Origin of the sequence: Mycobacterium asiaticum (assembly GCF_001673365.1) — a bacterium.
In the GTDB taxonomy this organism is placed as follows: domain Bacteria; phylum Actinomycetota; class Actinomycetes; order Mycobacteriales; family Mycobacteriaceae; genus Mycobacterium; species Mycobacterium asiaticum_A.
In genome coordinates this window covers 56,304-78,678 of sequence record NZ_LZLS01000191.1, presented here as the reverse complement: position 1 = coordinate 78,678, position 22,375 = coordinate 56,304, and the positions used below count along the sequence as shown (strand labels likewise).

Annotated in this window: 17 protein-coding genes and 1 riboswitch; of the genes, 10 read left to right on the top strand and 7 right to left on the bottom strand. The window is 64.2% G+C overall.

What is annotated here, in order from left to right:
- Positions 1 to 7: 7 nt before the first annotated feature.
- The 4 genes from A5634_RS21685 to ag85C all read left to right on the top strand — a co-directional run bounded on the left by A5634_RS21685 (position 8) and on the right by ag85C (position 3,334).
- Entirely contained in the window at positions 8 to 460 is a 453-nt protein-coding gene (locus tag A5634_RS21685; protein WP_065146076.1) for a MarR family winged helix-turn-helix transcriptional regulator, read from the top strand.
- The gene (locus A5634_RS21680; RefSeq protein ID WP_065146075.1) at positions 457 to 1,257 is read left to right on the top strand and encodes an ATP-binding cassette domain-containing protein; all 801 of its coding nucleotides are present in this window, start codon (positions 457 to 459) and stop codon (positions 1,255 to 1,257) included. The genes A5634_RS21685 and A5634_RS21680 overlap by 4 nt, the downstream gene beginning before the upstream one ends.
- Positions 1,247 to 2,071 (top strand): ABC transporter permease, encoded by an 825-nt coding sequence (locus A5634_RS21675; RefSeq protein ID WP_065146074.1) that lies wholly within the window; start codon positions 1,247 to 1,249, stop codon positions 2,069 to 2,071. Before A5634_RS21680 ends, A5634_RS21675 begins: the two co-directional genes overlap by 11 nt.
- Positions 2,072 to 2,296: 225 nt before the next feature.
- Positions 2,297 to 3,334 carry a diacylglycerol acyltransferase/mycolyltransferase Ag85C gene (gene ag85C / locus A5634_RS21670; RefSeq protein ID WP_065146149.1) on the top strand — a complete coding sequence of 346 codons (1,038 nt, stop codon included), beginning with the start codon at positions 2,297 to 2,299 and terminating at the stop codon, positions 3,332 to 3,334.
- Positions 3,335 to 3,405: 71 nt separating this feature from the next.
- On the opposite strand, the gene A5634_RS21665 is transcribed toward ag85C, so the two are convergent.
- From A5634_RS21665 to A5634_RS21655, 3 genes are all read right to left on the bottom strand, one after another.
- Positions 3,406 to 4,761: a maltokinase N-terminal cap-like domain-containing protein gene (locus A5634_RS21665; protein ID WP_065146073.1), complete on the bottom strand. Its 1,356-nt coding sequence runs from the start codon at positions 4,759 to 4,761 to the stop codon at positions 3,406 to 3,408.
- Entirely contained in the window at positions 4,758 to 6,557 is a 1,800-nt protein-coding gene (treS, locus tag A5634_RS21660; RefSeq protein WP_065146148.1) for a maltose alpha-D-glucosyltransferase, read from the bottom strand. The genes A5634_RS21665 and treS overlap by 4 nt, the downstream gene beginning before the upstream one ends.
- Positions 6,558 to 6,692: 135 nt before the next feature.
- Positions 6,693 to 7,742: a S1C family serine protease gene (locus A5634_RS21655; protein ID WP_065146072.1), complete on the bottom strand. Its 1,050-nt coding sequence runs from the start codon at positions 7,740 to 7,742 to the stop codon at positions 6,693 to 6,695.
- 281 nt (positions 7,743 to 8,023) lie between these two features.
- Here A5634_RS21655 and A5634_RS21650 point away from each other — a divergent pair, with 281 nt between their 5' ends.
- From A5634_RS21650 to A5634_RS21640, 3 genes are all read left to right on the top strand, one after another.
- Positions 8,024 to 8,422, top strand: a complete 399-nt coding sequence (locus tag A5634_RS21650; protein ID WP_065146071.1) for a TIGR03668 family PPOX class F420-dependent oxidoreductase — start codon at positions 8,024 to 8,026, stop codon at positions 8,420 to 8,422.
- A gap of 126 nt (positions 8,423 to 8,548) precedes the next feature.
- The gene (locus A5634_RS21645; protein ID WP_065146070.1) at positions 8,549 to 10,717 is read left to right on the top strand and encodes an elongation factor G-like protein EF-G2; all 2,169 of its coding nucleotides are present in this window, start codon (positions 8,549 to 8,551) and stop codon (positions 10,715 to 10,717) included.
- A gap of 4 nt (positions 10,718 to 10,721) precedes the next feature.
- Positions 10,722 to 11,189, top strand: coding sequence for a DUF2231 domain-containing protein (locus A5634_RS21640; RefSeq protein WP_065146069.1), 468 nt, complete (start codon positions 10,722 to 10,724; stop codon positions 11,187 to 11,189).
- A 318-nt stretch (positions 11,190 to 11,507) separates the two neighbouring features.
- On the opposite strand, the gene A5634_RS21635 is transcribed toward A5634_RS21640, so the two are convergent.
- Positions 11,508 to 13,085 (bottom strand): FadD7 family fatty acid--CoA ligase, encoded by a 1,578-nt coding sequence (locus tag A5634_RS21635; protein WP_065146068.1) that lies wholly within the window; start codon positions 13,083 to 13,085, stop codon positions 11,508 to 11,510.
- Positions 13,086 to 13,279: 194 nt separating this feature from the next.
- On the opposite strand from A5634_RS21635, the gene oxc reads away from it, so the two are divergent.
- The gene (oxc, locus tag A5634_RS21630; protein WP_065146147.1) at positions 13,280 to 14,989 is read left to right on the top strand and encodes an oxalyl-CoA decarboxylase; all 1,710 of its coding nucleotides are present in this window, start codon (positions 13,280 to 13,282) and stop codon (positions 14,987 to 14,989) included.
- 8 nt (positions 14,990 to 14,997) lie between these two features.
- On the opposite strand, the gene A5634_RS21625 is transcribed toward oxc, so the two are convergent.
- A complete protein-coding gene (locus A5634_RS21625) occupies positions 14,998 to 15,930 on the bottom strand; it encodes a LysR family transcriptional regulator (protein ID WP_065146067.1) in 933 nt (310 codons plus the stop codon).
- A gap of 229 nt (positions 15,931 to 16,159) precedes the next feature.
- On the opposite strand from A5634_RS21625, the gene A5634_RS21620 reads away from it, so the two are divergent.
- Entirely contained in the window at positions 16,160 to 16,915 is a 756-nt protein-coding gene (locus A5634_RS21620) for a L,D-transpeptidase (RefSeq protein WP_065146066.1), read from the top strand.
- Positions 16,916 to 16,943: 28 nt separating this feature from the next.
- Here the strand turns inward: A5634_RS21620 and A5634_RS21615 are convergent, their stop codons facing one another.
- Complete coding sequence (locus A5634_RS21615; protein WP_065146065.1) at positions 16,944 to 18,617, bottom strand: NRAMP family divalent metal transporter; 1,674 nt, start codon at positions 18,615 to 18,617, stop codon at positions 16,944 to 16,946.
- Positions 18,618 to 19,129: 512 nt separating this feature from the next.
- Positions 19,130 to 19,303, bottom strand: a riboswitch (M-box (ykoK) riboswitch).
- Positions 19,304 to 19,374: 71 nt separating this feature from the next.
- On the opposite strand from A5634_RS21615, the gene A5634_RS21610 reads away from it, so the two are divergent.
- On the top strand, positions 19,375 to 20,034 hold the full coding sequence (locus A5634_RS21610) for an O-methyltransferase (RefSeq protein WP_065146064.1): 660 nt from the start codon (positions 19,375 to 19,377) through the stop codon (positions 20,032 to 20,034).
- On the opposite strand, the gene A5634_RS21605 is transcribed toward A5634_RS21610, so the two are convergent.
- Positions 20,035 to 22,074, bottom strand: a complete 2,040-nt coding sequence (locus tag A5634_RS21605; RefSeq protein WP_065146063.1) for an acyltransferase family protein — start codon at positions 22,072 to 22,074, stop codon at positions 20,035 to 20,037.
- Between the last annotated feature and the right edge of the window lie 301 nt (positions 22,075 to 22,375).

Below are 22,375 nucleotides of genomic sequence, written 5' to 3'. Positions count from 1 at the left end.
GCTCGCAGTGAGTCCTAACACCGATCTAGCCGCTGCCGTCCCGCGGATCCTGGGCAGGTTCCGCAGGCAATTGCGGCGGTCTGTCGGCACCGGATACGCACCGGGCCAACTGTCCGAGGCCCAGGCCGAACTATTGCGGCTGGTCTCGCACCGCCCCAACGTGTCGGTCAGTGTTGCTGCCGCCGAACTCGGCCTGGTACCCAACACCGCGTCCACGCTGGTGTCCAAGCTGTCCTGCGCGGGCTTGCTGGAAAAGACGACCGATCCCGCCGACCGTCGCGTCAGCCGATTGCGGCTCACGCCGTCGGCACAGGAAGTGATGGATGCGACTGCGGCCGTGCGTCGTGCCGTGCTCACCGATCTGCTCGACGAGCTTGACGAAGACCAGATCGGGGTATTGGCGAAGGGATTGGAGGTCCTCGAGGGGATGACCAAGAGGCTGCAGGAGCGATACACATGAACCTGGCGATCGATTGCCGACACCTGACCTATCGCTACGGCCAGCACACTGCCGTCGACGACGTGACATTCGAGGTGCAGCCGGGCGAAACGGTCGGCCTGCTAGGACCCAACGGAGCAGGCAAGACGACCGTGGTGCGGGTGCTGACCACGCTCGCGCCGGTCCAGCACGGCGAACTGCGTATCTTCGGGTTGGATGCGCGCCGCGAGACGATCGACATTCGCAGCAACATCGGTTATGTGCCGCAACAACTGTCGATCGAGACGGCGCTGACGGGTCGGCAGAACGTGACCTGGTTCGCCCGGCTCTACGGTGTCCCCCGCGCTGAACGCACCGAACGCGTCGAACAGGCGCTAACCGCCATGGACCTGATGGATGTCGCCGACAAACTGGCGTCGAGCTACTCCGGGGGCATGGTTCGCCGGCTGGAAGTGGCGCAGGCGCTCGTCAACCGGCCATCGCTGCTTGTGTTGGACGAGCCGACCGTTGGCCTGGATCCTATTGCCCGGGACGGTGTTTGGACGCAGGTGCGCCAGATGCAGGAGCAGTTCGGCATGACCGTGCTGCTGACCACGCACTACATGGAAGAGGCGGACGCCCTGTGCGACCGGGTTGCGTTGATGCACCATGGCGCCTTGCAAGCGGTCGGCACACCCGAGGAGCTGAAGGAAACCGTGTCCCCGGACGCAACACTCGAAGACGTGTTCCGCCACTATGCGGCGTCCGGACTGGATGCCCCGCCGGTCGACATGCGTGAAATACGTTCCAGCAGAAGGACTGAGCGCCATGTCGGTTGATCGCTCCTACACTCCTGTTATCGACCTGGTTCGCGCTCCACACGGAATCGACAGAGCCCGAGCGACATTGAGTCGTGTGGGCGCGTTTGCCATCGTCGAACTGCAGAAGCTGCGGCACGACCGCACCGAACTCGTGACCCGGATGGTGCAACCGGCGCTGTGGCTGTTGATCTTCGGCACCACCTTCAACCACCTGCATGTCATCGATACCGGCAATATTTCCTATTTGTCTTTCCTCGCGCCGGGGATCATCGCGCAGTCGGCACTGTTCATCTCGATCTTCTATGGCATCCAGATCATTTGGGATCGCGATGCCGGCGTCTTGGCCAAACTCATGGTGACCCCAGCACCCGCATCTGCGCTGGTCACCGGCAAGTCCTTCGCGGCGGGCGTGCGAGCCGTGGCTCAGGTCGTCGGGGTGCTCGCGTTGGCATATGTGATGGGGATCGGCATGACGATTAACCCGTTGCGAATCCTGGCGTCCATGGGCGCCGTTATGCTGGGCGCCGCCTTCTTCGCTTGCCTCTCAATGACATTGGCTGGCTTGGTGCGCAACCGCGATCGGTTGATGGGCATCGGCCAAGCCATCACGATGCCATTGTTTTTTGCGTCCAACGCGTTGTACCCGGTCGATGCGATGCCCGGCTGGTTACAGGGACTTAGCAAGGTCAACCCGCTGAGCTATGAGGTCGACGTGTTGCGGTCGCTGCTGATCGGCGCCCCGTTCCACGCGGTGGACGTCGCAGTGTTGGTGATAGCGCCGCTGATCGGAATATTCACGGCGTCAAGACTTTTGCGCCGGCTCGTCGCTTAGTGCACCAGCTGCCAAGTCGAAAGGCAGCGATACTGATTCGCCGGTCAATCGATATCGGATTGCGACCCTCGCGCCCGGTGTCCGGCCCGAGGCCTAATCGTTAGTCAACCGCGACCTATCGGAACGGCCGAGTCACACAGGCCACGTCTGTCACTCGTGTTTCACTCGCGGGGAACACATTCAACCGCACAAGCGACAGATGAAGAGATGAGATAGGTGCAAACGATGAACTTCGTTGAAAAGCTGTGTGGCGCAGCGTCAGCCGTCTCCCGCCGGGTGGCGATCGCTGCCGTGGGAGCCGCCCTGCTGGCCGGTCTCGTCAGTGCCGTCGGCGCCACGGCGACGGCGGGTGCGTTCTCCCGGCCGGGTCTTCCCGTCGAAACCCTGTCGATCCCATCACCTGCGATGGGTCGCAACATCAAGGTTCAATTCCAGGGCGGCGGAGCACACGCCGTTTATCTGCTCGACGGCTTGCGCGCCCAGGACGACTACAGCGGTTGGGACATCAACACCCCCGCCTTCGAGGAGTTCTACCAGTCCGGGCTTTCGGTGATCATGCCCGTCGGCGGCCAATCCAGCTTCTACAGCGACTGGTACCAGCCTTCCCAGGGCAACGGACAGAACTACACCTACAAGTGGGAGACGTTCCTAACCCGGGAGATGCCCGCGTGGCTACAGACCAACAAGGGTGTGTCGCCGGCCGGCAATGCGGTCGTGGGCCTCTCGATGTCCGGCGGGTCGGCACTGGTGATGGCCGCCTACTACCCGCAGATGTTCCCGTACGCCGCGTCGCTATCCGGCTTCCTCAACCCGTCCGAAGGCTGGTGGCCTACCCTGATCGGTCTCGCCATGACCGACTCGGGCGGTTACAACGCCAACAGCATGTGGGGACCGTCCACCGACCCGGCCTGGAAGCGCAACGACCCGATGGTCCAGATCCCACGCCTGGTCGCCAACAACACCCGGATCTGGGTCTACTGCGGCAACGGCACCCCGAGCGACCTCGGCGGAGACAACATGCCCGCCAAGTTCCTGGAAGGCCTGACGCTGCGCACCAATCAGCAGTTCCAGCAGACCTACACGGCCAACGGCGGACGGAACGGCGTGTTCCAGTTCCCGGGCAACGGGACGCACTCGTGGAACTACTGGAACCAGCAGTTGATGGCGATGAAGCCGGACATGCTGCAGGTGATCAACGCGGTCAACGCGCCGGCGCCGGCGCCGGCCGCCGAGCCCGCCCCAGTCACCGGGCCCGCCACCTGAGCCTCGAGTAGCTCACCGAACCACATCGGCAGCAGCGCAACGGCCAGCGCTGCTGCCGATGTTCAATTCCGCTAAGCCGTGGCCAAACGAGCGATCGACCGCAGCGGAATCGGCAACCAGGTCGGGCGGTGTCGTGACTCGTAGCCGGTCTCGTAAACGGCCTTGTCCAGTTCGTAAGCGGTTAGTACCAGCGCCGCATCGCGGGGGTCCGTTCCGGACCCAGCCGCATATCCGTCGCAGAAGGCGGTGCGATTGCGCTCGACCCATTCCCGGGCGCGGGCGGCCAACTGCTTGTCGGCGGATTGCTCCACCAAGGGCCCGTAGGCGGCGTAGTCGAAGGACCGCAAAACACCGGCCACATCACGCAACGGTGAATCCGGCGCGCGCCGCTCGTCCAACGGCTGACCCGGCTCCCCCTCGAAATCGATCAGCAGCCAGCTCTCGGGGGTGCGCAGCACCTGACCGAGGTGCAGGTCGCCGTGCACGCGCTGCACGGTGATCTGTTCGTCGGCGAGCTTGCCGAACCGCTCTTCGATCGTCGAGGCGTACTGCTCGAGTTCGGGCACCGCGGCCACCGCCGACGACAACCGGGACAACATGTGATCCACCGGGAACGGCACCTGCTCGGTCCCGAGGCTCTCAGCCAGGGTGGCATGCACGGAGGCAACCGCCTCGCCCAGCCGATACGACTCACCGGCAAAGTCACCGCCGACTTCGTGTGCGTACAGATCGCCCTCGGCAAACAGGTCACGCACGCTTGCGGTCGCCATCGCCCAGCCCTCGGCCGCATTGGCGGCAAACGCGGTCACCATGCCTAGCGGCGACGCCGCCTCCGGCGGACCGCCCGGCGCGCCGATCTCGTAGGCACCCAACAACTTGGCCACATGCGGGTTGCCCGCCCGGCCCAACACACGATTGAGTTCGATATCGGGATTGACCCCGGGACTCACCCGGCGGAACAGCTTGAAGATCGCGCTCGGCGCCCGGTCGAAAATCACGCTGGTATTGCTCTGCTCGGTGTCGGCCACCCGCGGGTAGGCATCGAGTGGCAAACCGACGTCCGGTTCTTTGGAGAATCGGACCTGCGCGTCTGAGGAGCTGCGTTCTGCTGCGGAGTCGATCAAGGACAACAAGAACTTCGGTGCCGACCCGTCGTACAATGCGTCGGCACCGATGTGGCTGTCGGCCGAGCCGATGGTGGCCAGCGTGCTGTACTCGCTCACCGGCTCGGTATCCCAACCGACGATCACCTGATAGCGCTCCTCGAAGCCGTCCGTGTAGGAGACGTCGACCAGTACCAGATCCAGGTTTTCTCGCAGAGGTACGACCACCGCTGGCTCGGCGCTGGCCAACTGGCGGTTTCGTCCCGCATACCAACGTTGTTGCGGAAGCCAGTCCAACCAGGGCAGCTTGGCCGGTAGGTTCATCGCTCCTCCTCGGAATCGGAAGCGGATAGCTGGAACCAGTAGAACCCGTGTCCGGGAAGCGTCAGCAAATAGGGCAGGTGCCCGATCCGCGGGAATTCCACCTGTCCGGTGAGCTCGATGGGTATGTAGCCATTCCACTGCTGCAGGTTCAGTTCGATCGGCTGAGGGAACCGCGACAAATTGTTGACGCACAACACCACGTCGTCTTCGGCGTCCTCACGCGGCACTTCCCGCACGTAGGCCAGAACCGACGGATTGGACCCGCCCAATTCGTGAAACGACCCAATCGCGAACGCGTCGTGCCGGCGTCGCACCTGGAGCATGGTGCGCGTCCAATTGAGCAGCGAGGTCGACGTGTCGCGCTGAGCTTCGACGTTGACCGCCTGGTAGCCGTAGACCGAGTCCTGGATGGTCGGTAAGTAAAGCCTGCCGGGATTTGCCTTGGAGAACCCGGCGTTGCGGTCCGGGGTCCATTGCATCGGGGTGCGCACGCCGTCGCGGTCACCCAGCCAGATGACGTCGCCCATGCCAATTTCGTCGCCGTAGTAGAGCACCGGCGATCCTGGCAGCGACAACAGCAGCGCGTTGAACAGCCTCATCTGGTTGAAGTCGTTTTCCAGCAGTGGCGCCAGGCGACGGCGAATACCTACGTTCGCCTTCATGCGCGGGTCCTTGGCGTACTCCGCGTACATGTAGTCACGTTCTTCGTCGCTGACCATCTCCAGGGTCAACTCGTCGTGGTTGCGCAGGAAGATTCCCCACTGCGCCATGTCGGGGATGTCCGGCGTCTGGGCCATGATCTCCGAGATCGGGAAGCGTGATTCGCGGCGCACCGCCATGAAAATGCGCGGCATCAGCGGGAAGTGGAACGCCATGTGGCACTCGTCGCCGCCGGTACTCGGATCGCCGAAGTACTCGACCACGTCGGCCGGCCATTGGTTGGCCTCGGCCAGCAGCACCCGGCCCGGGTACTCGTCGTCCACCACCTTGCGGCACCGCTTGAGAAACGCATGCGTCTCGGGCAGGTTCTCGCAGTTGGTGTCCTCCCGCGCGAACAGGTAAGGCACCGCATCCAGCCGGAACCCGTCGATACCCAGCTCTAGCCAGAAGCGCAGCACGTCGATCATCGCTTCTTGCACCGCGGGACTGTCGTAGTTCAGGTCCGGTTGATGCGAAAAAAACCGGTGCCAGTAGAACTGGCGCCGGACCGGATCGAAGGTCCAGTTCGATTCTTCGGTGTCGACGAAGATGATCCGCGCATCCGTGTACTTCTCGCTGGTGTCGCTCCACATGTAGAAGTCGCCGTACGGCCCGTCCGGGTCACGACGGGACTCCTGGAACCACGGATGCGAGTCCGATGTGTGGTTCATCACCAAATCGGTGATGACCCGGATTCCGCGCTGGTGCGCCTCGTCGATCAGCACGACGAAGTCCTCGACGGTGCCGAATTCGGGAAGCACCTTGTAGAAGTCACGAATGTCGTAGCCGCCGTCGCGCAGCGGGGAGTCGTAGAACGGCGGCAGCCAGATGCAGTCGACACCCAGCCACTGCAGGTAATCGAGACGGTCGATGAGTCCGCGCAGGTCGCCCGACCCGTCGGCATTCGAGTCGAAGAATGCCCTGACCAGTACCTCGTAGAAAACCGCGTGTTTGAACCACGTCGGATCCTCGGGCAGAGCGGCCGCATTGCCGAAGTCCCCGGCGGTCGGATGCTCGACCACCCCCCCTTCGACGTGACTGCCCTCTGCGGGATCGTGTGCGGGATCCTGCCGTCCGGCGTCTAACGCGTCATTCATCAAATCCACGATGCCACGGGTACCCGACAGTGCTCGTCGGGAATCACGCGATGACGGACAGGCCCCACACGGAAGGTCGGCATGGTCGTCGAATCACGGCCTGTACCAAAAGAATTGGATTGCCGCAACATCAGATCAGGCCGGTGGACCCTCCGCCAGCGTTACGTTTTCGGTGCGCGCGACACCGGACTTCGACGTGAAGCTGATCGAGATGGTGTCGCCGGGGTGGTGACCGTTGAGCGCATCCGACATCGCGGTAGCTGAATTGATCGGGACGCCGTCAAGCGCGGTGATGATGTCGCCATTGGCGATCCCGATCGACGCCGCGGGGGCGTTGCCGACCACGCGTTGCACCCGTGCGCCGTTGCCGCCGTTGTCCACGACGCCCAGGCCGAGGAAAGCCGTAGGACCGATGTGGACGGTGGGTCCGCCGCCGCCAGACCGGATCTGATTAGCGATATTGATCGCCGTGCCGATCGGGATGGCGAAGCCCTGCCCGCCCTGCGACATCTGGAAGTTCTCCGACGCCGCGGTGTTCATGCCGACTACCTGTCCGCCGGCGTTCACCACTGGTCCGCCCGAGTCTCCGGGCGCAATTGCGCCGTCGAACTGGATCAGGCCGTTGAGCGTCTCCTCGGCGCCGGTCAAGGCGTCCGAAGCTTGGACGGTCTGGCCCACCGCAATCACCCTGCCGGCCACGGCCCGGGGCGTGCCGCCTTGACCGCCGGTGTTGCCCATCGCCACGATCGGCTCCCCGACGCTGACGCCGCCGCCGATCGAAGCGGTCGGCAGACCGCCGGCGCCGCGCAGCTGCAGCACCGCGACGTCCTGGGTGCGGTCGTACCCGAGGACGTCGACGCCGTAGGTGCGACCGTCGCCGACGCTGAAGGCACTGATGTCGGTAGCGCCGGAAATCACGTGGTTATTGGTGAGGACGACGCCATTCGGGTCGATGACGATGCCCGTTCCGGCGCCCACCGCGTTGTTGTAGCCGAGCTTGGTGTTGATGTTGACCACCTGCGGACCGACCTGCCCGACGAGTGCCGAGGGATCCAGCGGAACGGTGGGAAATTGCTTGTGGGGTGCGGCCGACGCGGGAACGGGCGGAGTCGCCAAGCCCAATCCAATCAGGGCCAGCACGGCGACCAGCCATGACCACGTGAATGAACGGTGACGCGATTTCATCCCCGTAAACCTCCTGAGTCGCGTGAATAGTCCAAAATTGTCCCAGCCGTAAGATCCGGGCGGCGCAGCCCAGAGATTCACTGTGACCACCACCGTAATCCAAATACCCAATTAACGCGGTGGTCAGGCCTCAAATTCGGCGAAATCCTGGATGGGTTTCGAACCGAAAGAGGATCGGGATATGCAGCATAATCGAAACGATGCGGTAAAGGCCTAATCAGAGAGCTCAGCTAGTGACTTCCGTCTCTATTCCCGTCCTTGGCCGGACCTAACCTGAATCCGTGGACGCAAGGGCCTGGTTCGCAGAATCGCCGATCGCACGACTCGCGACGGTTACCCCGCAGGGTGCGCCGCATTTGGTGCCGGTGGTGTTCGCGGTCGATCAAGACATCATCTATACGGCTGTGGACGCAAAGCGAAAGTCCACTCGGCGGCTGCGCCGCCTCGCCAACATCGAAGCCAATCCGGCCGTCAGCCTGCTCGTCGATCACTACGCCGACGACTGGACGCAATTGTGGTGGATTCGGGTCGACGGAAGCGCGTCCATCGCGGACAACGGCGACGCGTTGCACACCGGATATCGGCTGCTTCGCGCCAAATACGCCCAATACCAATCTGTTTCGTTGGACGGCCCGGTAATCACGATCAGCGCGACCCGCTGGTCGGCCTGGCACGCCTGATTCCTCGGTAGACCGACCCTTGTGTTGGGCCTCGGTTGGGGGAAAAGTTGCAAATGCGTCCTGTGGGCTGGATCACGCCGCGTACGGGAGTTGGCGACAGCAACCCAGGAGAACTGGAGGAATGTCATGGCCGACAGAGCGAGCAATTCCCAGGGCGCAGCGGCGGCCCCGACTGCCAGCGCGCCGGACGGGATCCGCAATGTCGTCCTGGTCGGCCCGTCCGGGGGCGGCAAGACCACTCTCATCGAGGCGTTGCTGGTGGCGGGTGGAGTGTTGTCCCGCCCGGGTTCGGTGACCGAGGGCAACACGGTCTGCGACTTTGACGACGCCGAGATTCGGCAGCAGCGTTCGGTCGGTGTAGCCGTGGCGTCCCTGTCGCACCAGGGAATCAAGGTGAACCTGGTCGACACCCCCGGTTACGCCGATTTCGTGGGGGAGTTGCGCGCCGGACTGCGCGCCGCCGACTGCGCCCTGTTCGTTATAGCGGCCAACGAAGGTGTCGACGAGCCGACCAAGTCGCTCTGGCAGGAGTGCGACCAGGTCGACATGCCGCGCGCCGTGGTCATCACCAAACTGGACCATGCCCGCGCCAATTACGCGGAAGCGCTGACGGCAGCGCAGGACGCGTTCGGCGACAAAGTCTTACCTCTGTACCTTCCGACCAGCTCATCGAACTGCCAGGGGTTGATCGGGTTGCTTTCCCAAACCCAGTACACCTACTCCGACGGCAAACGCACCGAATCTTCGCCCGACCCGTCCGATGCCGACCGGATCGAGGAGGAGCGCGGTTCGCTGATCGAGGGGATCATCGAGGAGTCCGAGGACGAGTCGTTGATGGAGCGTTATCTGGGCGGAGAGTCGATCGACGAAACGGTCTTGATCGACGATTTGGAGAAAGCGGTCGCTCGGGGTTCGTTCTTCCCGGTGATCCCGGTGTGCAGCAGCACCGGTGTTGGCACCTATGAACTTCTTGAGGTGGCCACCCGCGGATTCCCGTCCCCGATGGAGCATCCGCTGCCCGAGGTTTTCACGCCGCAGGGCGCCGCGCACGAGGATTTGTCCTGCGATGTCAACTCGCCGTTGCTCGCCGAGGTGGTAAAGACAACTTCGGACCCGTATGTGGGGCGGGTCAGTCTGGTCCGGGTTTTCTCGGGGACGATCAAGCCGGATGCGACTGTGCATGTGTCAGGCCACTTTTCATCGTTCTTCGGGGAAAACGGGAGTTCGCGAGGCCACGGCAGCAACCATCCCGACCACGACGAAGACGAGCGCATCGGGGTGCTGTCGTTTCCACTTGGAAAGCAGCAACGCCCCGCCCCTACGGTGGTGGCCGGAGATATTTGCGCCATCGGCAAGCTGAGCCGCGCGGAAACCGGTGACACGCTGTCGGATAAAGCAGAGCCGTTGGTGCTGAAGCCGTGGACGATGCCCGAACCGCTGCTGCCCGTGGCCATTCAAGCCCACGCCAAGACCGACGAGGACAAGTTGTCGGTGGGACTAGGCCGGTTGGCCGCCGAAGACCCGACATTGCGGATCGAGCAGAATCCCGAGACCCACCAAGTGGTGCTGTGGTGCATGGGTGAGGCCCATGTGGGCGTGGTGCTCGATGCGTTGGCCAACCGCTACGGCGTCACAGTGGACACCGTCGAACTGCGTGTGCCACTGCGAGAAACTCTGGGCGGCAAGGCAAAAGGACATGGCCGCCATGTCAAGCAGTCCGGTGGGCACGGTCAGTATGCGGTGTGCGACATCGAGGTGGAGCCGCTGCCGGAGGGCTCGGGATTCGAGTTCGTCGACAAAGTGGTCGGCGGGGCCGTACCGCGCAACTTCATTCCGAGCGTGGAAAAGGGCGTGCGCGCGCAGATGGAAAAGGGAGTTCACGCCGGCTATCCGGTGGTAGACCTGCGCGTCACGCTGCTCGACGGCAAGGCGCACAGCGTCGACTCGTCGGATTTCGCGTTCCAGATGGCGGGCGGCCTGGCGTTGCGAGAGGCCGCGGCGGCGACGAAGGTGATCCTGCTCGAGCCGATCGACGAGATTTCGGTAATGGTGCCCGACGATTTCGTCGGTGCGGTGATGGGTGATCTATCGGGCCGACGCGGTCGGGTGCTGGGCACCGAGACCGCGGGCCACGAACGTACGGTCGTGAATGCCGAAGTGCCGCAGGTGGAATTGACCCGCTACGCCATCGACCTACGTTCGCTGGCGCACGGTGCGGCGTCATTTACCCGTTCGTTCGCCCGGTACGAGCCCATGCCTGAATCCGCGGCGGCCCGGGTGGCGACCAGCGCGTAACTTTATGTCGACGGTTAGCCGACTTCCAGCCCACATCCTGCTCAACCATTTGGTTGTCGTGTTGGGTCCGCTGGCGGCGATCCTGGCCGTGCTGTGTGCGGTATCAGCGGCGGCCCGGCAACGTCTGATCTGGCTGACCCTGGTGTTAGCAGTTGGCACCCTGGCCGTGACGCCGCTTACGACCAATTCTGGTGAGTGGCTGGCTGGCAAGGTCGGCGATGCACCGGCGATCAGCAGGCACGCCGAACTCGGTGAAACTCTGGCGTATTTCGTCGCGGCGCTGGTCGTCACCGTCACCGCGCTGTCAATCGTGCACCTACGACTGGCACGCGGCCGAGCCGTGAAATCCGTTGCGCACGTGGTGATCGCGGTTTTGGTAGTCGGGGCTGCGGTCGCCACTTTGGTGCAGACCTACCGCGTTGGCGACTCCGGCGCGCGGGCTGCGTGGGGTAGCGTCACCGCTTCATCATGACGCCGCAGCAAAGCAAGGCCGCCGTGGGCGTATTCGGCATGAGGCGGTAAGGCGGCAGTAGGACTATGTAACCTTTGCCCGGCTCCGAGCGACAAAAATTCTGTCGCTCGGAGCCGGGCACTTGCATACATGCCCCCGGAGACCGCGCCGGGTTAGGGCATACCCGTCCCCGGAGACCGCGCCGGGTTAGGGCATACCCATCCCCGGAGACCGCGCCAGGTTTGGGGCATACCCCCGAAGACCGCGCCGAGCCGGAGACACCTCCCCAAATGCCCGGCTCCGAGCGACAACCCTCGGGTGACACTCCTCAGCAGGCCGTCAGATTGGCTTACCGAACCGCGCGGAGACTGCGCGGCGATCCAGCGAACCCTTCGCGGTGTGAGGCAGCTCGTCGGCGATCTGGAAGGTCTCCGGAATCTCAAAGCCCGCCAACCGATCCCGGCAGAACTCGACGAGGTCGTCGGCACTGGGAGCCGGGCCCCGGGGTACGATCACCGCTGCGACGGCTTCACCGTACATCGGGTGCGGCACGCCAAACACGGCTACTTCCATGATGTTTGGATGCGTCCCCAACACACCCTCGACCCGTTCCGGCGAGATCTTCTCACCACCCCGGTTGATGAGTTCCTTGATCCGTCCCCGAATGCTGAGATCGCCCGTCTCGGACAGCGTGCCAAGATCCCCGGTCCGCAGCCAGCCGTCGGTGAAGTTCGCGGCGGTGATCTTCGGATCTCCGAGATAACCGCGCACCACCGTGGCGCCGCGCAGCCACACCTCGCCGACGGCACCGGCCGCCAACGGCTGCCCGTCACTTCCCGCAATGCGGATCTCTGGACCGGTGGAGCGGCCGACGAGACCGGTTGAGACGGCAGGGTTTACCTTTTGGTCGATACCGGTGCTGGCCACCTGGTGGGTCGACTCGGTCATGCCGAAGGCGCACAACACCGGAGCCGAGAACTCAACCTGCAGCGCCTGCGCCACTTCCGGAGTCAGCGGAGCGCTGCAGCTACGAATGAAACGCAAAGCAGCCTTGGTGTTTTCCGCCGGTGCCCCTGCGGCCCGCTCAAGCAGGATCTGGTGGATCGTGGGCACGGCCGTGTACCAGGTCGCCCCGACGCTGCTGACGTCGTCCCAGAAGGTATGCGCCGAGAAACGGCCGCGCGCCGGCAGTAACACGGTCCCGCCGGATGCCAAGGTGGACAACAGCGCTGCGATCAGACCGTGGCCGTGGTAGAGCGGCATCACCGCGACCGTCGCATCTTCTGGACCCAGCTGGTATCCGGCGATGATGGCCCGCACCGAGTTGACGATATTGTCGTGCGTCCACGGAACCATCTTCGGCAAGCCGGTGGTTCCGCCGGTGAACATGATCATGGCGTCGTCGTGGCGCAAGCCCTCCGGAGACGAACTGCTGGGGTTCGGTTCGGTCACCGCGTCCAGATGAGCCGACCAGGCGTCCTGGTCGACTGTCACGGCTACGTTCCACCACGCCACCGACGGCTCATTGCTGTCGCCCGGTCCTTCACCGTCGACGAGCACCACCCGGGCTCCGGCCGCTTGGCTGCGGGTGCGCTGGTCACCCACCGGCAGCGCCGGATCCAGCGGTACGACGATCAGCCCGGCACGCAACGCCGCCAACAGCGCAACGACGAATTCGGCGTTGCTGCCCGTGCGTAACCCCACCCGGTCACCGATCGCCAGGCCGGCCCGGTTCAGTTGGGCGGCAAGCCCGTCGACCAGACGGACCAACTCGCGGTAACTGATCGGCACACGGTTGGCGGTGACGACGAGTGCGGTCGCATCGGGTGTACTGGTGGCCACTGCCTCGATCAGATCGTTCAGGCGCGGATTGCCCTCGGCGACAGCCTGGTCACTGGCGATCGGCTCGAATGTCATCGGGTGCTCCTTCCCCAGCTGTGCCCCGTGCGGCAGCTACTGGAAACCCTGCCGCTGGTAGATGCTCGCTGTCCAATACCGATGCGCTAACGGTCGATAGTCGCCGTCTATCGATCCGTTCAATAGACGGCGTGTATCGCTGAATAGGGATCGGGTCTTGGACACAGCCGCCCAACTGGACAACAGTGATGGCCATGACCACCCAATCGGCCAACCCAGCGCCGGCTCAACTGACCGACGGCTTCCATTTGGTGGTGGACGCGCTGAAGGCCAACGACGTCGACACCATTTACGGCGTCGTCGGAATCCCGATCACCGATCTGGCGCGTACCGCTCAGTCCGCCGGGATCCGGTATATCGGATTCCGCCACGAGGGTTCAGCCGGCAATGCCGCTGCCGCGGCCGGATTTCTGACCCGACGGCCCGGCGTGTGCCTGACCACCTCGGGGCCCGGCTTCCTCAACGGCTTGCCAGCTCTGGCCAATGCCACCGCGAACTGCTTTCCGATGATCCAGATCTCGGGTTCCAGCGGGCGGCCGATGGTGGACCTGCAACGCGGTGACTATCAGGACATCGACCAACTCAACGTCGCGCGCCCGTTTGCCAAGGCGGCCTACCGCATCGGGCGCGTGGAGGACATCGGTCGCGGCATAGCCCGGGCCATCCGCACCGCGATCTCCGGTCGACCGGGCGGTGTGTACCTCGACATCCCCGGTGAGGTGCTCGGCCAGGCTATGGAGGTTGCGGCGGGCGCCGCGTCGATCTGGCGGATCGTCGACCCCGCTCCGCGTCAACTGCCGGCACCCGAGGCGGTCGATCGTGCGCTCGACATGCTTGCCCGGGCCCAACGGCCGCTGATCGTACTAGGCAAGGGTGCCGCATATGCACAGGCCGACAACGAAGTTCGCGAGTTCGTCGAGGCAACCGGAATTCCCTTCCTGCCGATGTCGATGGCCAAGGGTCTGCTGCCCGACTCGCACCCCCAGTCGGCAGCCGCGGCCCGCTCGCTTGCGATCGGCCGTGCCGACACGGTGCTGCTGGTCGGAGCAAGACTGAATTGGCTACTGGGACACGGAGAATCACCCCAGTGGTCGAGCGACGCACGGTTCATCCAAATCGACATCGCCGCTTCGGAATTCGACAGCAATGCGCCCATTGCGGCGCCGTTGACCGGCGACATCAGTTCGGTAATGGCGGCGCTCATCGACGGTCTGGCCACCCGTTCGGTCGCCGCGTCTTCCACGTGGACCGGTGAGCTCGCCGAGCGTAAGGCACGCAACGACGCCAAGATGCGCGAACGGCTCGCCGAGAATCCGCACCCGATGCGGTTTTACAACGCGCTCGGTGCTATTCGCTCTGTGTTGCAACAGAACCCGGATGTCTACGTCGTCAACGAGGGCGCCAACGCGCTGGACCTGACCCGCAATGTTATCGACATGGAACTGCCGCGCCACCGGCTTGACACCGGCACGTGGGGCGTGATGGGCATCGGCATGGGCTATTCCATCGCTGCCGCGGTCGAGACCGGACGGCCCGTCCTCGCCATCGAGGGCGACAGCGCGTTCGGATTCAGTGGCATGGAGATCGAAACCATCTGCCGCTATCATTTGCCGGTCATCGTCGTCATCCTCAACAACGGCGGTGTCTACCGAGGCGACGAGTCGGTCGCCGGCACCGACCCCGCACCCACCGTGCTCAATGCGGGCGCGCGTCACGAACTGCTGGCGGAGGCCTTCGGCGGCAAGGGATACCACGTCACCACGCCGCCTGAGCTCGAGGCGGCGCTGACCGAAGCATTGGCCTCCGGCGGGCCCGCGTTGATCGACTGCCAACTTGACCCGTCCGCCGGGGTGGAGAGCGGGCACCTGGCCAACCTCAACCCCACCAGCGCGGCAAAGGTCTAGCGGGGGTCCTAGCGGGCCTGCGTGATACTGCGTAGTTGCCCGTCGAAGAATTCGTCGAGTGCGAGCTGACGTGCCGACGCGACCAAGGCACGCGCGACCGGGGATCCCGGTCCAGAGGCGTTGGTAGCCAGAGCAATCAAAGCTTTGAGCGGCGGGTCGACCAGTTCGACCGCGCGAATCTCGCCCCGGGTCGGGGTCATCCACAGCCAGGTGTGCGGAACGATGGTCGCCCAATTGCCGTTGGCCACTTGCGCGAATAGCGATGCTACTGAATCCGTTTCAACTTGCGGGCTGACGACGATGTCGTGGTCGGCGAACGCCGCGTCGATGACTTGACGGTCCCGCATGTCCGGTGTCAGCAACGCAGACGGGAGCTGCGCGGCGTCGGGCCACCGCAGCGTTGCCGCACCAGATCCCAACATGTCTGCCCGCGACAGCAGCACGTAGTGCTCCTCATACAGCGGCACCAGCTCGACGTCCTGAGCTGTTTCGGCCGTCGGGTGCGCGATAACAGCGTCGAGTTCGAACTCGTGCAGACGCCGGTACAGCTCGGTTGTCGCCAGTCGGGAACTGATTTGCACCTTTGCCAGGGGGTGGGCCGAGCAAAAGGCCGACAGCACCAACGACGCCGTCGTGGACGCGGTCGGCACGGTGCCCAAGCGGAGCGTCCCGGTGATACCGGACTGCACCGCGTGCACCTCGGCTTTAAACGCGTCATGTTCGGCCAGAATCCGCTTGGCCCACACCACCAACCGCTCCCCCTCGGGGGTCAGGCCTTCGAAGCTGTGGCCGCGGTTGATCAAGGTCACGTTGAGTTCGCGCTCAAGTTTGGCGATCGCTGCTGAGAGCGCCGGCTGCGACACGTAACACTTCTCGGCGGCCCTAGCGAAATGACGCTCTTGCGCGACCGCCACGAAGTACTCCAGCTGACGGAAGAGCACCCGTACCTCCGCTCTATGGGACGCTCTATCGGACGCTCTATCGGACCCCCGTTCAGGACTAGCCAGTGGGGCACGATCTCGCTGAGGCTAACGCGTTGATCCCCACCCCGGCCAGTCCCGCAAAACCCGGTCAGCGCGCTACGTCCAAATTGTTTGCTATGACCGAATGGCGGGGACAACCACTAGAATGCGAGTCGTGTATATCGCACCATCCCGGAGGGGGAAGGCCATGCGTCGAGCAGTTCGTTACCTATTCGTTCTGGTCGCAACAACGGCAATGGCCGCAGCCGGGTCCGGCAGCCCCGCCACTGGCGCCGTCCCCGTGCCGCATCCGGTGCCGGCGCCGGCGTCGATATCTCCGTCCAATGGTGCGGTGGTAGGCGTCGGGGCTCCGGTAGAAGTGACCTTCACCGCGCCAGTGACCGATCGCCGCGCGGCCGAGCGGTCCATCCACATCAGTTCACCCGCCAACATGACCGGCCACTTCCGTTGGCTCGACGGCAATGTCGTGCAATGGGTTCCGGACCGGTACTGGCCGGGCCACACCCGCGTCTCGGTCGGCGTGCAGGAGATGACCGACGGCTTCGAGACCGGCGACGAATTGCTCGGTGTCGCCAGCATTTCAGCGCACACCTTTACGGTGAGCCGAAACGGTGAGGTGCTTCGGACCATGCCGGCATCGATGGGCAAGCCGAGTCGCCCCACTCCGATAGGCAACTTCAACGCGATGTCGAAAGAGCGCACGGTAGTGATGGATTCACGCACTATCGGCATCCCGCTGAACTCTTCGGACGGGTATCTGATCACCGCCTCGTACGCCGTTCGCGTCACCGGCAGTGGGGTGTACGTGCATTCGGCGCCGTGGTCGGTGAACTCGCAGGGCTACGCGAACGTCAGTCACGGTTGCATCAACCTGAGTCCGGACAATGCCGCGTGGTACTTCAACATGGTCACCATCGGTGATCCGATCGACGTCGTGGCCTGACCCGCTCGATCGTCATGAGCTGAACCCGTCAGCCCAGCCCGGTCTGCACTATCTTGACGACGACCAGCGCGACGGCGACCACCAGGTAACCGCGCAGAGTAAGCAATCCCGCACGGCGCGTCAGCGCCATGGTCGGACGCTGCAGGGTGCTCAGATCGGGAGTGCGCCAGCTCGCGAGGTCCTCTCGGCGGGCGGCTTTACGTCGAGTCCGCGTCAGGGTCGGGATATCGACTGATACCGCCGCGTTTTCGCGACCGTACTGTCGACGGCTAGCGAGGATAACACCGGCACCGCTCACGATTCCGACCAGCACACCCGCGGCCAGACCCCACCCGATGGTGTTCGTCGACATGTGCGGGAAGAAGGTGGCCGCCGTCAGCGCCAGCGACAACAGCACCAGGCACCACACGATCGTCCACGCAACGATGTTCTGCCGCAGCGTATTTGCCCATGGCCCCAGCAGCGCTCGGTCATTGCACAACAACACCAAGAACACGGTGGCCGACGGTAACACCACACCGGCGAGCGCTTGCACTCCTTGAGTAACCAGTCCGAGCACGTGATCGGGACTGAACGCGATGGCCGCCGAAACGCCAAGCAGCAACGCGTAACCACCATAGAACATCGGCGCTTCAGTGATCTTCCAGTGCAGCGAATGCCGTTTGCCCATCGCATCGCCCACTGCGTAGGTGGTGGCCAGCCCGATTGCGTTGGCACCGATCAAGGATGCGTCGAGCAGGATGACGGCGAACAGCACCCCCACGGCATGCCCAGCGTGGCCGGCCAGTCCCACCGCAACCGCGCCCGCATCGGTGAAGTTTCCCGCGGCGGTGGTACCGGTCAGTCCGAATGCCGTCACCGCCATCAGGGCTGTCGCCCCGACCACCACCACGACTATGCCCAGCGCCAAATCCGCTCGCGCGTAGGAGATCCAGCGTGTCGTGATTCGCTTGTCCACCACATTGGACTGTTGGAAGTACAGCTGCCAGGGTGCGACGGTGGTGCCGACAATCGCAACGACCAGCAACAGCACCGTGGAGTTAAGCCCGCCCGGGAACCGGGGCAGCAAGCCGTCGATGGTCGCAGTCCAGGTCGGATGCACCATCAGCGCCATCGGGATGATCAACACATTCACCCCAATCAGCAAGAACATCAGCGACTCCCAGCGGCGGAACGAGCCACCGGCGACAACCGCGAACAGCAACACCGCGGCCGCCGGAATCGCCACGACCTTCGGACAGCCCAGAAACCCGAGCGCCAAGGAAACGCCGATGAATTCGGTGACTATCGTCAACGCGTTGAGGACCAACAGATCACCGACGCTGAATGCGCCCCAGAACTTGCCGAAGCGGGCAAAGATCAATCGAGCGTGGCCAACTCGGGTGACCGCGCCCAGTCGCAGTGCCATTTCCTGGTTTACATATAGCACCGGCACCATCAGCGCCAAGGTCCACAACAGTGCCATTCCGTAGTTCTGCCCCGCTTGCGCGTAGGTCGCGACACCGCCGGCATCGTTATCGCCGACCATCGCAATGAGGCCAGGACCGCTGATCACCAGCAGTGTGCGGAGTCGACGCCAACGACCGCTGACGTTGGCGTCGCGCCCGATGCGTCCGAACGCTCCAACGATGTCTCCGGCGTGCGCCGAATCCAGCACCGTCGGCTCTGCCGCGCCTGTGCTGGTGGCGGCGATCGAGGTCATGTGTGTCTCACAATCTGACTTGAAAACGTAGGCATGCAGGCACTTTGGGTGTGCAGAAGGGTTGGTTCGGTACCAGGAACCGGCTAGTAGCCGGCACCCCGAAACCCAGTCGGTCCGCTAGCCGGCGACCGCCGAGACGGACATCCGTGCAACGTATGCGTTTGCACGTTCCTGCGCGGTCATGTTCAGCGCTGCGGTCCACACGTGGAACATGCGCCGAATTGCTCGTCGCCGCATCGGCGTTGAGCGAGGAACGACAATCAAAGGCATTGTCACCATGGTCATTGGCCTACTCCTGATGGAAAGCCCAACCGGCCCGCGTCACCAAGAGTGCATGCGCTCAGGCAGCAGCGAAAATGCCGGAACCGGATCGGGACAAGACGGATTTCAGATACGGACTATCGCCTGGACTAGTGCTCATCTCGCCCTCACCTCCTCACGGCCAGGACACACGGGGGTGTCACCACATCCACCTGGACACGAGAAGGAATGCTCGACGGAAACCACCGCCAAGCGCACCCCTCTCGTCGGAGCTTTGGCACTGCACGGCGTATCCGGTCGGTAGACCGGAAGCCACTTGGGCTCAACCCTTGAGCCGGGAAGAGCTGTCCTGACCCGGGGCGTCTCTCGACGTTCGGGGTCAGTGGCCTGTATCCGTGCAGACGCCTCACCTACCGAGGTGCTTGCAGCTTCCCATGGTGGCACCGGGATCACGGCGCGTCAAACGCAGGCGGGACTGGAGCCTAGTGTCGACGGTATGGCAAATACTCTGCAGGACCCGAAGGTCGCCTCGACTCTCGAGCGCATGTACACCGCGTCGGCACAGCAGATGTCGAAGCTGCGGGAGAAACGAGGTGAGCTCAGCAGGCCGATGACGCCGGCAGAACGCACCGAGGCGTTGAGCGAGTTCTATATCCCGGTGACCCCCGACGCCGGGCGGCTGCTGTACTCGCTGGTGCGCGCGGCGCGCCCGGCGACGGTCGTCGAATTCGGGATGTCTTTCGGCATTTCGGCGATTCATCTGGCGGCGGGTGTTCGTGACAACGGCAGCGGCCGGGTGGTGACGACCGAACTCAGCGACACCAAGATCGCGGCGGCGAAGCAGACTTTCGCCGACACCGGGTTGGCCGAGGTGATAACGATTTTGGCAGGGGATGCGCTTGCCACGCTGGCCGATCTGGACGGCCCGGTCAATTTCGTCTTGCTCGACGGCTGGAAGGACCTGTACCTGCCGGTGATCAACCTGTTGGAACCGGCGTTGTCGCCGGGCGCGTTGGTGGTCGCGGACAACGCCGAAGCCGACGACACCCGACCCTACCTCGACCATGTGCGCAACACCGAAAATGGTTATGTGAGTTTCAATCTCCCGGCCCGAGAGAGCGACAGCATGGAAATCAGTTGCTGGACCGGCACTTAACTAGCGGACCGACTCCTCCAGCCACGGCAACAGCCACTTGACCCCCTCGGGCGTCAGGTGGACGCCGTCGCTGCGCACCTTGATGCCGTCGACCTTGGCCGTGTAAACACCGTCCGGGCATAGCTTTTTGTTCAGATCGACAATGCCGACGTTCTTTCGCTCACCAATCGCGTTGCGCAGCATCGTGTTCCACTGGTTGACCCGATCAGGCTGATCTTCGGGGTACAACCGGCCGTCGGGCTTCTCACCGCCCCGACTGTAGGGCACGGTGGCGACCATCACCCGAACACCCGTCGAACCAACGATATCCAGCGCCCGATGCAACTCGAAGTTGAGATACTCGTCGAACGTCGGGTCCCCGATATGGGTCCACTTGCCCTCGTTGACCCGGTCGACCGTCTCCCAGCGTCCGATGACCAGAAGCGCGACGTCTGGTCGGTCCTGGTTGATCTGGGTGGCCCAGCGACCAGGCCAGGTGTCGCATTCCGCACGCTGTTCCAGGGTTTGGCCGATGTAGCGGTACGGGGTGCCGCGCACCAGGCTGCAGCCGATGACGGTGTGGTCGATGAATTTGAAGCCAGGCGTCGGTGGCAGGAAATGCATCATCGTCCAGCCGATCGAATCGCCGAAGACGGAAACGGTGAACGGTTGGTTGGGATCTCGCGGTCGGGGCGCCGGAGCGGGTTGGCCGGCTCCCGGCGGTGACGGAGATACCGCCGCGACGGCCGAAACGCCCGGCGGCAATCCGATCTCGTGCAGTCCGGTGCCGACCGGTACCACCAGGATCGTTGCGGCGGCCGCGCTGGCGACGGTGGCCGCGGCCAACGGCAACAGCGGCACCCGTTGCGGACGCCACCGTCGGATCGGTTGTTCGATTGCCCAGTAGGAGATGGCGGCCACCGTGATGGTGGCGGCACAGCGCACGCCGAACAGTCCGAGCCCCGACCACCCGGTGCGCTCGCCGTTGAGCGTCAGGAAGATCGGCCAGTGCCACAGGTAGACGCCGTAGGAGATGGTTCCCAGCCACACCAGTGGACGCCAGGCCAATATTCGGGCCACCGCGCCGCGCTGCTCAAGGGCCACCGGGGCGATCACCAAGACCGCGGCAATCGCCACCACAATCAGCAGCCCGTGCCGGAACTCGCCAACGTCACCGGTCGCGTAGTGCGTGATAGCCGCGAGCGCAGCCAAGCCCAGGACGGGCAGCACGCGCGCGACCCGTCGGGCCCAGCGGCTGCGGATCAGACACCAGCCTCGGTTCAGCGACGGCCAGTCGCGAACCAGCAAAGCAGCGGCCGCGGCACCGACCAGCAGGGCCTGAGCCCGCGTGTCGGTGCCGAAATAGATCCGGTCGCGCGAGGCGTCGGTGGTGCAGACGATGGCAGCCGCGGCCGAAGCCAGGGCACCCACGCAGGCGATGAGGAAAGCCGCCAGCCGAACGTGACCGACCGTGATCTTGCCGAAGTAGCGTCGCGCGCGCGCCGCAAGCAACAGCGTCACCCCGATCAGGAGCACCGGCCAGACGAAGTAGTACTGCTCCTCGACGCCCAGCGACCAAGTGTGCTGTAGCGGCGACGGTGCCCCCTGGGTGAAGTAGTCGGTTTTCTGCGCCACGAACCGCCAATTGGCCACCCAGAGGAAAGCCGCGATTGCGTCTTCGCGTAGTCCGCTCAGCGATTGGTAGGGCAGAAACTCGCGGGCCGCCGTCACGGCCAGCACCATCAGCAGCAACGCCGGCAACAAGCGGCGCGCACGACGAATCCAGAAGCCGGTCAGGTCGATGCGGCCGGAGCGCCCTAACTCGTCGAGTAGCAGCGAGGTGATCAGGAAACCGCTCAGCACGAAAAAGATGTCGACACCGATGAATCCGCCACTCACGCCGGGAATGCCGCCGTGCCCGACGAGAACCAGCGCCACTGCCACGGCCCGCAGACCGTCCAATGCGGGGATACCGCGTTGCCGCTCCGGGCGATCCCACACCGCCAGCCGTCCGACCCGGCGAACCGGAGCGACCCAGCGCGGTTTGGGTGCTGAACGCACCGGTGCGGAGTCCTCTCCGCCCGGCTCAGCGCTCGTGTCTAACGCGCCCTGACCAGTTTGTCGTCCGGCGCCGAGTTGGATGCCGATACGTCGCCGCCCCTCCTCTTGATCGGAGAAAGCTTAGACGCGGCGCGGCTCAAATCCGACTAGACACGCTCAGTAGGTACCGGCGAAAGCCCACGAGCGTCGCTGTTGGAATGCCCTTGCGCCCTCGGCAAACTCATCGGAGGACACCAGGGCGGCCTGACCTTCCAGCTCACGGTCGAAGGCGGCCTCCAACTCGGCCCGCGTTGCCTCGTTG

Coding starts and splice junctions, on each gene's coding strand:
- A5634_RS21645 (WP_065146070.1), top strand. CDS start 8,549: ATGGCCGACAGAGCGAGCAATTCCCAGGGCGCAGCGGCGGCCCCGACT.
- A5634_RS21655 (WP_065146072.1), bottom strand. CDS start 7,742: ATGAAATCGCGTCACCGTTCATTCACGTGGTCATGGCTGGTCGCCGTG.
- A5634_RS21680 (WP_065146075.1), top strand. CDS start 457: ATGAACCTGGCGATCGATTGCCGACACCTGACCTATCGCTACGGCCAG.
- A5634_RS21665 (WP_065146073.1), bottom strand. CDS start 4,761: ATGAACCTACCGGCCAAGCTGCCCTGGTTGGACTGGCTTCCGCAACAA.
- oxc (WP_065146147.1), top strand. CDS start 13,280: ATGACCACCCAATCGGCCAACCCAGCGCCGGCTCAACTGACCGACGGC.
- A5634_RS21675 (WP_065146074.1), top strand. CDS start 1,247: ATGTCGGTTGATCGCTCCTACACTCCTGTTATCGACCTGGTTCGCGCT.
- A5634_RS21620 (WP_065146066.1), top strand. CDS start 16,160: ATGCGTCGAGCAGTTCGTTACCTATTCGTTCTGGTCGCAACAACGGCA.
- A5634_RS21610 (WP_065146064.1), top strand. CDS start 19,375: ATGGCAAATACTCTGCAGGACCCGAAGGTCGCCTCGACTCTCGAGCGC.
- treS (WP_065146148.1), bottom strand. CDS start 6,557: ATGAATGACGCGTTAGACGCCGGACGGCAGGATCCCGCACACGATCCC.
- A5634_RS21640 (WP_065146069.1), top strand. CDS start 10,722: ATGTCGACGGTTAGCCGACTTCCAGCCCACATCCTGCTCAACCATTTG.
- ag85C (WP_065146149.1), top strand. CDS start 2,297: ATGAACTTCGTTGAAAAGCTGTGTGGCGCAGCGTCAGCCGTCTCCCGC.
- A5634_RS21615 (WP_065146065.1), bottom strand. CDS start 18,617: ATGACCTCGATCGCCGCCACCAGCACAGGCGCGGCAGAGCCGACGGTG.
- A5634_RS21635 (WP_065146068.1), bottom strand. CDS start 13,085: ATGACATTCGAGCCGATCGCCAGTGACCAGGCTGTCGCCGAGGGCAAT.